The organism is Rhodococcus sp. PvR044 (assembly GCF_040548995.1).
GTDB lineage: Bacteria > Actinomycetota > Actinomycetes > Mycobacteriales > Mycobacteriaceae > Rhodococcus_G > Rhodococcus_G oryzae.
In genome coordinates, this window is sequence record NZ_JBEPSX010000018.1 from 31,271 (window position 1) to 45,096 (window position 13,826).

General features: G+C 71.1%; 10 protein-coding genes. All 10 read left to right on the forward strand.

The window, feature by feature from the left end:
• The first annotated feature begins 64 nt into the window (after positions 1 to 64).
• Positions 65 to 1,081, forward strand: coding sequence for a 16S rRNA (cytosine(1402)-N(4))-methyltransferase RsmH (gene rsmH / locus ABIC28_RS26245; RefSeq protein WP_097212172.1), 1,017 nt, complete (start codon positions 65 to 67; stop codon positions 1,079 to 1,081).
• Positions 1,078 to 1,818 carry a cell division protein FtsL gene (ftsL, locus tag ABIC28_RS26250; protein WP_257017495.1) on the forward strand — a complete coding sequence of 247 codons (741 nt, stop codon included), beginning with the start codon at positions 1,078 to 1,080 and terminating at the stop codon, positions 1,816 to 1,818. The genes rsmH and ftsL overlap by 4 nt, the downstream gene beginning before the upstream one ends.
• Positions 1,815 to 3,686, forward strand: a complete 1,872-nt coding sequence (locus tag ABIC28_RS26255) for a peptidoglycan D,D-transpeptidase FtsI family protein (protein ID WP_257017496.1) — start codon at positions 1,815 to 1,817, stop codon at positions 3,684 to 3,686. Before ftsL ends, ABIC28_RS26255 begins: the two co-directional genes overlap by 4 nt.
• A 179-nt stretch (positions 3,687 to 3,865) precedes the next feature.
• Positions 3,866 to 5,569: a UDP-N-acetylmuramoyl-L-alanyl-D-glutamate--2,6-diaminopimelate ligase gene (locus ABIC28_RS26260; protein ID WP_354581690.1), complete on the forward strand. Its 1,704-nt coding sequence runs from the start codon at positions 3,866 to 3,868 to the stop codon at positions 5,567 to 5,569.
• Positions 5,566 to 7,113, forward strand: coding sequence for a UDP-N-acetylmuramoyl-tripeptide--D-alanyl-D-alanine ligase (locus ABIC28_RS26265; protein ID WP_097212176.1), 1,548 nt, complete (start codon positions 5,566 to 5,568; stop codon positions 7,111 to 7,113). Before ABIC28_RS26260 ends, ABIC28_RS26265 begins: the two co-directional genes overlap by 4 nt.
• On the forward strand, positions 7,110 to 8,189 hold the full coding sequence (gene mraY, locus ABIC28_RS26270; RefSeq protein WP_097212177.1) for a phospho-N-acetylmuramoyl-pentapeptide-transferase: 1,080 nt from the start codon (positions 7,110 to 7,112) through the stop codon (positions 8,187 to 8,189). Before ABIC28_RS26265 ends, mraY begins: the two co-directional genes overlap by 4 nt.
• A 47-nt stretch (positions 8,190 to 8,236) precedes the next feature.
• Complete coding sequence (gene murD, locus ABIC28_RS26275) at positions 8,237 to 9,676, forward strand: UDP-N-acetylmuramoyl-L-alanine--D-glutamate ligase (protein WP_374102916.1); 1,440 nt, start codon at positions 8,237 to 8,239, stop codon at positions 9,674 to 9,676.
• On the forward strand, positions 9,673 to 11,127 hold the full coding sequence (ftsW, locus tag ABIC28_RS26280; protein ID WP_354581660.1) for a putative lipid II flippase FtsW: 1,455 nt from the start codon (positions 9,673 to 9,675) through the stop codon (positions 11,125 to 11,127). The genes murD and ftsW overlap by 4 nt, the downstream gene beginning before the upstream one ends.
• Entirely contained in the window at positions 11,124 to 12,329 is a 1,206-nt protein-coding gene (gene murG, locus ABIC28_RS26285; RefSeq protein WP_354581662.1) for an undecaprenyldiphospho-muramoylpentapeptide beta-N-acetylglucosaminyltransferase, read from the forward strand. The genes ftsW and murG overlap by 4 nt, the downstream gene beginning before the upstream one ends.
• Entirely contained in the window at positions 12,326 to 13,807 is a 1,482-nt protein-coding gene (gene murC / locus ABIC28_RS26290; protein ID WP_097212180.1) for a UDP-N-acetylmuramate--L-alanine ligase, read from the forward strand. The genes murG and murC overlap by 4 nt, the downstream gene beginning before the upstream one ends.
• Positions 13,808 to 13,826: the final 19 nt, after the last annotated feature.

Below are 13,826 nucleotides of genomic sequence, written 5' to 3' on the forward strand. Positions count from 1 at the left end.
CATTCGCCACTCTTCCCCCTTCGCGATCGGAAATTCCCGAAGCACTCAAGACCCGGAGGCAGCAATGGTGGACGATGAGGCAAACGGCCCCGCCTCCACCGGCGAGTTCGGGCACGTCCCGGTACTGCTCGGTCGCGCGGACGAACTGCTCGGCCCGGCGCTGACGGCGGTTTCGCCGGACGCCGCGGGCGCGGTGATGATCGACGCGACACTCGGCCTCGGCGGCCACTCCGAACACTTCCTGCGGACCTACCCGGGTCTGCACCTGATCGGACTCGATCGCGATCCCAACGCTCTCGAGATCGCCGGCAAGCGGCTGGCGCCGTTCGGTGACCGAGTCACGTTGGTGCACACCAGGTATGACGGAATCGTCCCAGCGCTCGAGCAGGCGGGACTGCCGCCGGTGGAGTCGGTGCACGCAATCCTCTTCGACCTCGGTGTCTCGTCGATGCAGCTGGACGAGGCCGAGCGAGGCTTCGCCTACTCGGTGGACGCGCCGCTCGACATGCGGATGGACCCCACCAAGGGATTGACCGCGGCCGACGTGCTCAACACCTACAGCCATGGCGATCTCGCCAGGGTGCTCAGTACATACGGCGAGGAGCGCTTCGCCGGCCGGATCGCATCAGAGATATTGCGCCGCAGGCAGATCGAGCCGTTTACCACCAGTGCGCAGTTGGTCGAGGTGCTGTACGCCTCGATTCCCGCGGCCACGCGGCGCACCGGTGGCCACCCCGCGAAGCGGACCTTCCAGGCTCTTCGGGTGGAGGTCAACGGAGAGCTCGATTCGCTACGCGCGGCGATCCCGGCTGCGCTCGATGCACTGGCGATCGGCGGGCGCGTGGTCTTCATGTCCTACCAGTCGCTGGAGGACCGAATCGTCAAGCAGGAACTGACACCCCGCACCAAGTCCCGCAGTCCGGAGGGGCTCCCGATGGAGCTGCCGGGCATGGGTGCGGAGTTCGCATTGCTCACCCGTGGGGCGGAACGGGCGAGCGAGCAGGAGATAGAGGAAAACCCGCGGTCGGCCCCGGTCCGATTGCGTAGTGCCGAACGGATTTCCAGGAGGGTGACGGCATGACAGTTCCCGTGAGGCCGGGCGGTTCTCGATCCACTGATGCCGGTGTCGTCAGGCCAAGGGGGCGCGGTCGCGCCGCGGTGGCCGCGGGCAAGCGTTCCACCGCCGCGCAGCGCGCATACGAGCGTCGGCAGCAGCGTGCCGCGATCCAGCCCGTCGGAGAGGCGGCGGACCGTCGCCGCGGCCACTTCACGGCGCGAATCCCGTTCGTCGCCACCATCATCGGCATGTTGTCCGTGGGGCTGGCGCTGACCCTGGTGCTGACCACCCGGGCCGCGGAGGACTCCTATGAGCTCAGTGCGGCCAAGGCACACAACCAGGACCTGATGGAGCAGCGCTCCGCGCTCGAGCGCGACGTCCGGGAGGGCAACTCCGCTCCGGAGCTGGCCCGCAAGGCGACCGAGCTCGGCATGATCCCCGCGAAGGACGTCGCCCGGCTCGTCGTGAACCCGGACGGCACGGTGGACATCGTCGGCAAGCCGACCCCGGCGCAGGGTGCGCCTGCGGCGCCGCTGAACCCCCAGCCGCCCGCTCAGTCGAGCGCGGCGCCGCGGACCGGCAACACCGCGGCCCCGGTGCCGACCACCCGGCCGGCAGCCCCGACAACGACCGCGCCCCGTCCCGGCGCGCCGTTGGCGGCCAATCAGCCGCAGCTGCAGGCACAGGGTGAACAATTGGTACCCATGAGCAGGCCCACCCCGGACACCGGACAGGCAGGTAACGCGGGCGGTCGCGGGTGACCCGAGGTACCGCGCCCGCACCCGCACCGCGTCGTGCGCCGGTTCGACGCGGTGCCCGCCAGGACGACACCTCCTCGTTCCGGTTCCGGTACAGGACGGGCCGCGTCACCATGTTCATCGCGCTCGGGGTCGCCTCGGTGCAGCTGCTCTGGATCCAGGGCATCGAGGCGCCCAAGCTCTCGGCCGAGGCCGCGAATCAGCGGTCGGTCACCGTGATCGACCCTGCGACCAGGGGCTCGATCACTGATCGCCGTGGCAACCCCATCTCCTTCACGATGGAGGCGAAGGCGCTGACCTTCCAGCCGACCAAGGTGCGCAAGGAGCTCGAGGCCGCGCGCGCGAAGAGTGAGAAGGCGCCGACGGTCGACGAGCGGCTCGAGGCCATCGCCAAGGGCGTCAACGCCAAGCTCGGTGACTCGGCGCCGAAGAAGGACGTGCTCGCCCAGCTCAAGAGCAACGAGACCTTCGTCTACCTGGCCCGCAGTGTCGACCCGGCCGTGGCCGCGAAGCTCAGCGAGGACTTCCCGGAGATCGGCCTCGAGCGCCAGGACATCCGTGAGTACCCCGGTGGCTCGCTCGCCGCGAACCTGGTGGGGGCGACCGGTTGGGACGGTCACGGTCTGCTCGGGCTGGAGGATTCGCTCGACTCCACCCTCGCGGGCACCGACGGCTCCCAGACCTACGACCAGGGCTCGGACGGCGCCGTCATCCCCGGCAGCTGGCGCGACAAGCAGCCGGCGGTCGACGGCTCGACCGTGGAGCTCACCATCGACTCGGATCTCCAGTATTACGTGCAGCAGCAGGTGCAGCAGGCCAAGAACCTCTCCGGCGCGAAGAACGCCTCCGCGGTGGTCCTCGACGCGCACACCGGCGAGGTGCTCGCGATGTCGAATGACAACACCTTCAACCCGTCGCTTGGGCTCGGCAACAGCGGCAAGGCCGAGCTGGGCAACCTGCCGGTGAGCACGCCGTTCGAACCCGGTTCGGTGAACAAGATCGTCACCGCGGCCGCGGCGATCGAGTACGGGCTCACCAAACCCGATGAGGTGCTCCAGGTTCCGGGCTCGATCCAGATGTCCGGCGTGTCGGTGAAGGACGCCTGGTCGCACGGCGTCGCGCCGTACACCTCGACCGGAGTCTTCGGGAAGTCCTCCAACGTCGGCACGCTGATGCTCGCGCAGCGAGTGGGGGAGGACCGCTTCGCGGACATGCTGACCCGCTTCGGACTCGGGCAGCGCACCGACGTCGGTCTGCCGGGCGAGAGCGCGGGCGACGTCCCCAGCCGCGACCAGTGGTCGGGCGGCACCTTCGCCAACCTGCCCATCGGTCAGGGCCTGTCGATGACGCTGCTGCAGATGACAGGCATGTACCAGGCGATGGCGAACGACGGGGTCCGGATCCCGCCACGGGTCGTCCGCGCGACGATCGACGCGGACGGGAACCGGTCCGAGACCGAGCGCCCGGAGGGCATCCAGGTGGTCAGCGCGCAGACCGCGACGACGGTGCGGGACATGTTCCGGTCGGTCACCCAGCGCGATCCCATGGGATACCAGCAGGGCACCGGCGCACCCGCGGCTGTCGAGGGCTACCAGATCAGCGGCAAGACCGGCACCGCGCAGCAGGTGGATCCCGCCTGCAAGTGCTACTCGAACTCGAATTATTGGATCACCTTCGCGGGGATCGCCCCGTCGGACAACCCGCGGTTTGTGGTCGGCATCATGCTCGACGCCCCCGTCCGCAGCGCCGACGGTTCGGGTGGCCAGTCCGCTGCGCCGCTGTTCCACAACATCGCCTCCTGGATGCTGCAGCGGGACCGGGTGCCGCTGTCCGCCGATCCCGGACGACAATTGGTGCTCCAGGCCGACTGACTGTCGGCGAGCGGGCCGCGGGGCCGACCACACCGCGTTGTCGACGGCGTTGTCGATGACCGAGTCCAGTCTGTGACAGTTCGCCGGTAACCTGACACGTCGGCCAGCAGCCCAGCCACCGATCCGAACCCGAGAGGAGCCACCTGCCCGTGCAAGGGACGAACACTCCGCAGCACTCGATGGGAGAGGTGGCAGGCCCCGCAGGCTCCGTGCCTGGCGACCTGCGCCCCGAACACCCACCGCAGACGCCGGTGACCGCGCTGGCCGAGCTGATCGGCGCGCGGGTCCAATGGGTCGCAGGAACCGCTGCGACCGCTGCGACCGCTGCGACCGCTGCGACCGCTGAGTCCGCGGGCGACGCCCCCGTCTCCGTGACGGGGGTCGAGCTACGCGCCCAGAGCATCGAGCCGGGTGACCTGTTCGCCGCACTGCCCGGAGCCCGTGCGCACGGAGCCGAGTTCGCCGCGTCCGCCCTCGAACGAGGTGCGGTCGCCGTGCTGACCGATCCCGCGGGCATGGCCACGCTGGCGGCGCTCGCCCCGGCGACCGCGCTGCCGGTGCTGGTGCACCCGGATCCGAGGTCGGTCCTCGGTGAGGTCTCGGCCACCGTCTACGGGCGGCCCGCGGATCGGTTGCAGGTCATCGGGATCACCGGCACCTCAGGCAAGACGACCACCGCGTACCTGGTCGAGGCCGGTCTGACCGCGTCCGGTCGCAGGGCCGGGCTGGTCGGGACCATCGAGACCCGGATCGAGGGGCGCCGCGTGCCGAGTGCCCTGACCACCCCCGAGGCGCCGCAGCTGCACGCGCTCTTCGCGGTGATGCTCGAGCGCGGGCTCGACACCGTGGTGATGGAGGTCTCGAGCCACGCGCTCTCGCTCGGCCGGGTGGACGGAACCGACTTCGCGATCGGCGCGTTCACCAACCTCTCCCAGGATCACCTGGACTTCCACGACGGACTCGACGACTATTTCGCGGCCAAGTCCAGGCTGTTCGCCAGGGACTCCACCGTTCGGGCCCGCCGCGCCGTGGTGTGCGTCGACGACGAGTGGGGCAGCCGGATGGCGGAGATCGCCGCGGCGGCGGTGCCGCCAGAATCCGCGGCGGCGGTGCCGCCAGAATCCGCAGCCGAGGCGCCCCCGACGACTGTCTCGATCACCACCGACGGAGCGGACTGGACCGCCTCCGAGTTCGTCGCGGCCGAGGACGGTTCGCAGCGGTTCGTCGCGCACGGACCCACCGGGTCGCTGCCGGTCGCGCTGCGCCTGCCCGGCCACTACAACGTGGCCAACGCGTTGCTGGCCCTTGCGACACTGGCCGCGGCAGGCGTCGACCCGGAGCGGGCCGCCGCGGGCATCGGGTCGGTTGACGTGCCGGGTCGGGTGCAACGGGTCGACCGCGGACAGGATTTCCTGGCGGTCGTCGACTACGCGCACAAGCCGGCCGCGCTGGAGGCGGTCATCGCGACACTGCGCGGACAGTCGGCTGGCCGGCTGGCCGTGGTGGTCGGCGCGGGCGGCGACCGCGACCAGGGCAAGAGGCCGATGATGGGTGAGGTGAGCGCCAGGGGAGCAGACCTGGTGATCATCACGGACGACAACCCGCGCAGCGAGGACCCGGCCGCGATCCGCGCGGCGGTCCGCGAGGGCGCGCTCGGCGTGCCCGAGGCGGCGCGCGCGGAGGTCCGCGAGTTCGCGGACCGAGCGGAGGCCATTGCCGACGCAGTCCGCTGGGCCGAGCCGGGGGACATGGTGCTCGTCGCGGGCAAGGGACACGAGATCGGACAGGAGATCAACGGGGTGAAGCACCCATTCGACGACCGCGAGGTCCTCGCCGCTGCGATAGACGCGGTCGGCCGGAGCGACGAAGGGCAGGTCCGATGATCCCGATGAGCCTGGCCCGGATCGCCGAGATCGTCGGCGGCACGCTGCACGATGTGCCCGATCCCGACACCATGGTGACCGGCACCGTGGAGTTCGACTCCCGCAAGGTCACTGCCGGGGGACTGTTCCTCGCGCTGCCCGGCGCCCGTGTGGACGGGCACGACCATGCGGCCGCGGCCGTCGCCTCCGGGGCGGTGGCGGTGCTCGCCGCCCGCCCGGTCGGCGTGCCCGCGATCGTGGTGGCTCCGTTGCCGCCCGCGCAGACCAACGCGATGGCCCTCGAACACGACACCGACGGCTCCGGGGCAGCGGTGCTCGAGGCACTGGCCGCCCTGGCCAGGACGAGCACCGATGACCTGGCGGCGCGAGGCCTGACGGTTGTCGGGGTCACCGGGTCGTCGGGCAAGACCTCGACCAAGGATCTGCTGGCGGCGGTGCTCACCCCGCTCGGTTCGGTGGTCGCACCGCCCGGATCGTTCAACAACGAGCTCGGGCATCCCTGGACGGCGCTGCGCGCAGATGCGGACACCGACTTCCTGGTCCTCGAGCTCTCCGCGCGGGGCACCGGTCACGTGGCCGCGCTGGCGGAGACGGTCCCGCCGCGGATCGGTGTCATCCTCAACGTCGGCACCGCGCACCTCGGTGAGTTCGGTTCCCGCGACGCGATCGCGCAGGCCAAGGGCGAGCTCGCCGAGGCGCTGCCCGCGGCGGAGGACGGCGGGGTCGCGGTGCTCAACGCCGACGACCCGCTCGTCGTGGCGATGGCGGAGCGGACCCGCGCCCGGGTGGTGCTGGTCGGTCAGTCCGAGCGTGCGGACGTGCGGGCCGTGGACGTGCACCTCGATGCGGAGGCCCGCCCCTCCTTCACATTGGAGTGCCGCTACCCGGTGGGTTCCGCTCACGAGGGCGACGTCGCGACGGTACAGATCCAGCTTGGCGTGCACGGTGAGCACCAGATCGGCAACGCGCTGGCCGCGGCCGCGGTGGCACTGGAATGCGGAGCCACCGTCGCCCAGATCGCCACGGCACTCGGCGCCGCGACGGCCGCGTCGGTACGCCGGATGGACGTGCGGCACCGAGCCGACGGCGTCACGGTGATCAACGATTCGTACAACGCCAACCCCGATTCGATGCGCGCGGCGCTCAAGGCCCTGGTGTCGATGGGACGTTCGGGTGAGGGCGCGCCGCGCCGTACCTGGGCAGTGCTCGGGGAAATGGCCGAACTCGGACCAGAATCAGTGATCGAGCACGACGCCATCGGGCGGCTGGCCGTACGACTGGACGTCAGCAGGCTGATCGTGGTCGGCACCGGCAGGCCGTCCCGCGCGATGCACCAGGGCGCGGTCATGGAGGGGTCCTGGGGCGAGGAGTCGATCGTGGTCCCCGACCAGGCGGCCGCGCTCGCCGTGCTCGAGGCGGAACTGGCAGGCGATGACATCGTCTTGGTCAAGGCCTCACAGTCGGTCGGATTGTGGGCGGTGGCGGACACACTGCTGGAGGGCCCGCAGGGCGAGCAGCGGACTAACACGGAGGAAGACCAGTGAGACAGATCCTCTTCGCGGGAGGTATCGCGCTCGCCGTGGCGATCCTGCTCACCCCCGTCCTGATCAAGGCGTTCTCGCGCCAGGGCTTCGGTCAGGAGATCCGGGTCGAGGGTCCGGCCAGCCATCAGTCCAAGCGCGGCACCCCCACCATGGGCGGCGTCGCGATCATCGCCGGCCTGTGGGCCGGCTACTGGGGCTCGCACCTGATCGGGATCGGCTACGACGCGGACGGCCCGAGCGCCTCCGCGCTCCTGGTCCTCGGATTGACGACCATGCTCGGCGGTGTCGGCTTCCTCGACGACTTCATCAAGATCCGCAAGCAGCGCAACCTCGGGCTGAACAAGACCGCGAAGCTGGTCGGTCAGCTGATCGCGGCTGTCCTGTTCGGAATCCTGGCGCTGCAGTTCCCCGGCGCGACCGGCCTGACACCGGGCAGCACGAACCTGTCCTATGTCCGAGACATCGCCACGGTGTCGATGGGCTCGGTGGTGTTCATCCTGTTCTGCTACCTGCTGGTCAGCGCCTGGTCGAACGCCGTGAACCTGACCGACGGGCTCGACGGTCTCGCGGCAGGCTCGATGACCCTGGTGCTCGGCGCCTACACGATCATCACCTTCTGGCAGTACCGCAACTCGTGCGAGCGCGATCCGGTCACGGGCTGCTACGACGTCCGCGACCCGCTGGACCTGGCGCTGATCTGTGCCGCGGCGGCAGGCGCGTGCATCGGCTTCCTGTGGTGGAACGCGGCGCCCGCGAAGATCTTCATGGGCGACACCGGCTCGCTCGCCCTCGGTGGCCTGCTCGCCGGGCTGTCCATCGTCACCCGCACCGAGCTGCTGATGGTGGTCGTCGGAGCGCTGTTCGTCGCCGAGGCGACCTCGGTGGTCGTGCAGGTCGCGGTGTTCCGATCGAGCAGGCGGCGGGTGTTCCGGATGGCGCCGTTCCATCATCACTTCGAGTTGGCCGGGTGGGCGGAAACCACGGTGATCATCAGATTCTGGTTGCTCGCCGCGATCGCCTCGGCCATCGGACTCGCGCTGTTCTACAGCGAGTACCTCGCCGACATCGGAGGCTGAGCTTGTCACTCCACAGCGCCGCAGTTCCTTCCGGACCTCCGTCGGTTCTGCCGCCCGAGTTCGCCCGCCTGCACGGCAGCCGGGTCCTGGTCGCGGGATCGGGGATCTCCGGCCGGGCCCTGATCGAACCGCTCCGCGAGCTGGGCGCCGATGTCACGGTCACCGACGGCAACCAGGCCTCGCTCGACGCCCTGGCCGCTTCGACCGGGGTGGAGGTCACGGCGCCGGAGCGGGCCGCGGCCGAGATCGGCGCGTTCGCGCTGGTCGTCACGAGCCCCGGCTGGCGCCCCGACGCGCCCGTGCTGTCCGCGGCTGCGGGCGCCGGGGTCGCGATCTGGGGCGACGTGGAGTTCACCTGGCGGCTCGACCGCGCGCAGGTATACGGACCCGCCAGGAAGTGGCTGGTGGTGACCGGCACCAACGGCAAGACGACCACCACCTCGATGCTGGAGTCGATCCTGCGGGCCGCCGGGATCGCGACGGTCGCCTGCGGGAACATCGGCCTGCCGATCGTCGACGCGCTCCGGGCCGAGCGCCCCCGCAACGAGGTGCTGGCGGTCGAGCTCTCCTCGTTCCAGCTGCACTGGGCGCCGTCGGTGCACCCGACGGCCGGGGTGATCCTCAACATCGCCGAGGACCACCTGGACTGGCACGGCGGCATGAAGGGCTACATCGACGCGAAGGCGCAGGTGCTGACCGGGGACGTCGCGGTGCTCGGGCTCGACGACCCGGTCACGGCCGGACTGTCGCGGGTGTCCACCGCAGGGCGGACCGTCGGGTTCCGGCTGGGCCTGCCCGCTCCCGGCGAGCTCGGGGTGGACGGTGACCGCCTCGTCGACCGCGCCTTCGCGGACGACGAGACCCTCGCGTTGGCCGACGAGATCACCCCGCCAGGACCCGCGGGTCAGATGGACGCGTTGGCCGCGGCCGCATTGGCCAGGTCGATCGGCGTCGGCGCCGCTGCGGTTCGGGAGGGTCTGCGCAGCTACCAGGTCGGCCCGCACCGCGCGGCGCTCGTCGCCGAGGCGGACGGCATCACGTACATCGACGACTCGAAGGCGACGAACCCGCACGCCGCACGCTCGTCGCTGCTGGCACACCCACGGGTGGTGTGGGTCGCGGGCGGTCTGCTCAAGGGCGCGAGCGTCGACGAACTCGTCACCGAGGTGGCCGATCGGCTCGTCGGCGCGGTCCTGCTCGGCCGCGATGCGACGCAGATCGCACAGGCACTCGCGCGACACGCACCCCAGGTGCCGGTCGTGCGGGTGGATGCGGGAGACGATGCAGGGGTGAGTCCCGCGCCGAGCCCGGAATCGCCCGATGCCGTGATGGCGCGCGCGGTCCGCACCGCCGCGTCGATGGCCAGGCCGGGGGACACGGTTCTGCTGGCGCCCGCGGCGGCGTCGCTGGACATGTTCACCGACTACGGGCACCGCGGCCGGAGCTTCGCACAGGCCGTGGCGGAAGTGGCGGGTCGGTCGCGATGAAGCAGGCCGCGGGACCCCGCACCCGCTTCGGCGCCTGGCTGGCGCGCCCGCTGGCCTCCTTCCACCTGATCGTCACGATCACCGGCCTGCTCACCGTGCTCGGGCTCGTGATGGTGCTGTCGTCCTCGAGCGTGGAGGCGTACGCCGACAGCGGCTCCGCCTACGGCATCTTCACCACGCAGCTGATCTTCGTCGCGCTCGGAACCGTGCTGTTCTACGTGGCGCTGCTGCTGCCGGTCCGGGTCATGCGCACGATGGCATTGCCCGCGTTCGCCGTGTCGGTGGTGCTGTTGGCCCTGGTGCTGATCCCCGGCATCGGCACCCTGTCGGGCGGCGCACGACGCTGGTTCACCCTTGGCCCGCTGTCGTTCCAGCCGTCCGAGCTGGCGAAGGTGACCCTGGTGGTCTGGGGCGCGCATCTGCTGGCATCCCGCAGGCAGAACGCCTCCATCAAGGAGATGGTGGTGCCGCTGGTGCCCGCGGCGCTCCTGGTCTGCGTGCTCATCGTGCTGCAGCCGAACCTGTCGACCACCATCGCGTTCGGCATCATCCTGGCGTCGTTGCTCTGGTTTGCCGGACTGCCCCTGCGCCTGTTCCTCGGCATCGTCGGGGCAGGTGCCGCGGCCGCGCTGGTGCTGGCGCTGACCGCCGGCTACCGGTCCGACCGCGTCAAGGCCTACCTGAACCCCGGCGCCGACCCGCAGGGCATCGGCTATCAGGGCAGACAGGCCAAGTTCTCCCTCGCCGACGGCGGCCTGTTCGGTCGCGGGCTCGGGCAGAGCCGGGCCAAGTGGAGCTACCTGCCCAACTCGCACAACGACTTCATCTTCGCGATCATCGGCGAGGAACTGGGCTTCCTTGGCTGCATGCTGGTGATCGGGCTGTTCGCGCTGTTCGTCTACGCGGGGCTGCGGATCGCGATGCGCTCGATCGACCCGTTCCTGCGCCTGCTCACCGCGACCGCGACCACCTGGATCCTGGCCCAGGCGCTGATCAACATCGGCTACGTGATCGGCCTGCTCCCGGTCACCGGACTGCAGTTGCCGCTCGTCTCCGCGGGTGGCAGTTCGATCGCGATCACCCTGTTCATGTTCGGCGTCATCGCCAACGCCGCCAGGCACGAGCCGGAGGCGGTCGCCGCCCTGCACGCCGGTCAGGTCGGGCGGTTCGGCAGGATGCTGCGGCTGCCCATGCCGGAGCAGTACTCGCCCGCACGGGCGGAGGCCGCACGCAAGGCGGCACAGGCGAAGGCGGCACAGAAGCGCGCGGCCCAGCAGCGGGCCGCCCAGCAGCAGCGGGCCGCCGCCCCGCCGCCGCGCAGGCGGGCGGTGGCGGGCAGGCCCGCCCCCGACCCGCGGCGGGCGGATCCGCGACGCGGACGGGCACTAGCATCAGACGAGCGGACACGACGGTCGAACGGCCGCACAGGAGAGCGAGGATTTCGTAGGTGAGCGGCACTTCAGAGACTTCACCGGTCGCGTCGCGCGCCTCAACCGGTCCGTCCGTCGTCGTCGCGGGCGGGGGTACCGCCGGACACATCGAACCCGCGATGGCGGTGGCCGATGCGCTGCGCAGGCTCGACCCCTCCGTCACGGTCACCGCGCTCGGCACCGAGCGTGGGCTCGAGACGACCCTGGTTCCCGAGCGTGGCTACCGCCTCGAACTGATCCCGCCGGTGCCGCTGCCGCGCAAGCCGTCCAAGGATCTGCTGCGGCTGCCGGGCCGGGTCGTCCGCTCGGTGCGGCGCACCCGCGAGGTGCTCGAGGAGACGAACGCCGACGTGATCGTCGGGTTCGGTGGCTACGTCGCCCTGCCCGCGTACCTGGCGGCAGGCAAGGGGCTCACCCGCCGCCGTCGACGGGTCCCGGTCGTCGTGCACGAGGCAAACGCCAGCGCAGGCATCGCGAACAAGCTCGGTGCCCGGGTCGCGGCCCGCGTGCTCGCCGCCGTGCCGGGTTCGGGAGTCGCCGCTCGAGGTGCCTCGGACGCGGAGGTCGTAGGGATCCCCGTCCGCGCCTCGATCACCGGGCTCGATCGCGCCGGGCTGCGCGCCGAGGCCAGGGCGCATTTCGGTCTGCCCGCGGACGGCCCGGTGTTGCTGGTGTTCGGTGGGTCCCAGGGCGCGCGTTCGCTGAACGAGGCCGTCTCCGGTGCCGCCGAGGCGCTGGCCGCGGCCGGGATCTCGGTGCTGCACGCGCACGGCCCGAAGAACACGCTCGAGGTGGCCCAGCTGAACCCGGCCGCGCCGTATGTGGCGGTGCCGTATCTGTCCCGGATGGATCTGGCGTACGCGGCCGCCGACGCCGCGATCTGCCGCTCCGGGGCCATGACCGTCGCGGAGGTCTCCGCGGTCGGCATGCCCGCGGTCTACGTGCCGCTGCCGCACGGCAACGGCGAGCAGGAGCTCAACGCGAAGCCGCTGGTGCGGGCGGGCGGTGGCATGATCGTCGCCGACGCCGACCTCACGCCGCAGTTCGTGGCGGATACGGTGGTGCCGTTGCTGGGCGATGCCGCCCGGCTGAGCGAGATGGGCAGGTCCGCCGCCGATGCCGGGCACCGGGATGCGGCGGAGGCGGTGGCCCGGATCGTGCTCGACGTGGCGAAGGGACTCGGGGTGTCCAAGCAGTCGGAGAGGTCGGAGGGCGGGCGATGACCGAGGTGCGCGGGGCGCAGTTGCCCCCCGAGTTGCAGCGAGTCCACATGGTCGGCATCGGCGGCGCAGGCATGTCCGGCATCGCCCGGATCCTGCTGGCCAGGGGCGGTCAGGTGTCCGGCTCGGATGCCAAGGAGAGCCGCGGGGTGCTCGCGCTGCGGGCCCGCGGCGCCCAGGTCCGGATCGGGCACGACGCGGGCGCGCTCGACCTGCTGCCCGGCGGCCCGACGGTCGTGGTGACCACGCACGCGGCCATTCCGAAGGACAACCCGGAGCTGGTGGCAGCGCGCGAGCGCGGCATCCCGGTGATCCTTCGCCCGGCGGTGCTCGCCTCGCTGATGCAGGGCAACCGCACGTTGCTGGTCGCGGGTACGCACGGCAAGACCTCCACCACCTCCATGCTCGTGGTCGCCCTGCAGCACTGCGGTGTCGACCCGTCGTTCGCGGTCGGCGGTGAGCTCAACGAGGCGGGCACCAACGCCCACCACGGAACCGGCGACGTCTTCGTGGCGGAGGCCGACGAGAGCGACGGCTCGCTGCTGCAGTACGACCCCGACGTGGTCATCGTGACGAATGTCGAGGCCGATCACCTCGATTATTTCGGGACCACCGAGGCCTACGTCCAGGTCTTCGACGATTTCGCGGAGCGGATCGCCCCGGGGGGCCTGCTCGTGGTGTGTCTCGACGACCCGGGCTCGGCGGCACTGGCCCAGCGGGTGGTGGCCCGCGACCTGCCCGGCATCCGGGTCCTCGGCTACGGCAGCGGTGACGTCTCGGTGGAGGGTATCGAGATCGGCGCCCGCCTGGTGAGCTGGCAGGCCCGCGACATCGGGGGCATCGCAGAGTTCGAACTCTCCGGCGAAGAAGGCGTGCGCACACTGCGATTGGCGGTGCCGGGCCGGCACATGGCGCTCAACGCGATGGGCGCGATCCTCGCCGCCCGCGAGGTGGGTGCGACGGTCGAGGAGGTCATCGAGGGCATCGCCGGGTTCGGCGGCGTGCATCGGCGTTTCCAGTCCACCGGCCGTGAGAACGGCGTGCGGGTGTTCGACGACTACGCCCACCACCCCACCGAGGTCCGCGTCGTGCTCGGGGCGGCCCGCGAATTGGTCCGGCCGGGAACGGAATCGGCGAACGGCCGGGTGATCGTGGTCTTCCAGCCGCACCTGTACTCGCGAACGCTGGCGTTCGCCGAGGAGTTCGGTGCCGCGCTCGACCTCGCGGACGAGGTGGTGGTGCTCGACGTGTACGGCGCGCGGGAGGAGCCCCTGCCCGGGGTCAGCGGCGCGCTGGTCGCGCAGGCGGTCACCAAGCCGGTGCACTACCAGCCGGATCTCTCGCTCGCCCCCCGCCAGATCGCCGCGCTCGCGCGGTCCGGCGACATCGTGATCACCATGGGTGCGGGCGACGTGACGATGCTCGGCAAGGAGATCCTCGGCGCCCTCGGGGCCACACCCGCCGCGGGCCGACCGCGGTGACGACGGACAGCCAGGGTCG

Excerpts from the sequence above, each read along its gene's own strand:
- rsmH (WP_097212172.1), top strand. The coding sequence starts at position 65 with ATGGTGGACGATGAGGCAAACGGCCCCGCCTCCACCGGCGAGTTCGGG.
- ftsL (WP_257017495.1), top strand. The coding sequence starts at position 1,078 with ATGACAGTTCCCGTGAGGCCGGGCGGTTCTCGATCCACTGATGCCGGT.
- ABIC28_RS26260 (WP_354581690.1), top strand. The coding sequence starts at position 3,866 with ATGGGAGAGGTGGCAGGCCCCGCAGGCTCCGTGCCTGGCGACCTGCGC.
- ABIC28_RS26265 (WP_097212176.1), top strand. The coding sequence starts at position 5,566 with ATGATCCCGATGAGCCTGGCCCGGATCGCCGAGATCGTCGGCGGCACG.
- ftsW (WP_354581660.1), top strand. The coding sequence starts at position 9,673 with ATGAAGCAGGCCGCGGGACCCCGCACCCGCTTCGGCGCCTGGCTGGCG.
- murC (WP_097212180.1), top strand. The coding sequence starts at position 12,326 with ATGACCGAGGTGCGCGGGGCGCAGTTGCCCCCCGAGTTGCAGCGAGTC.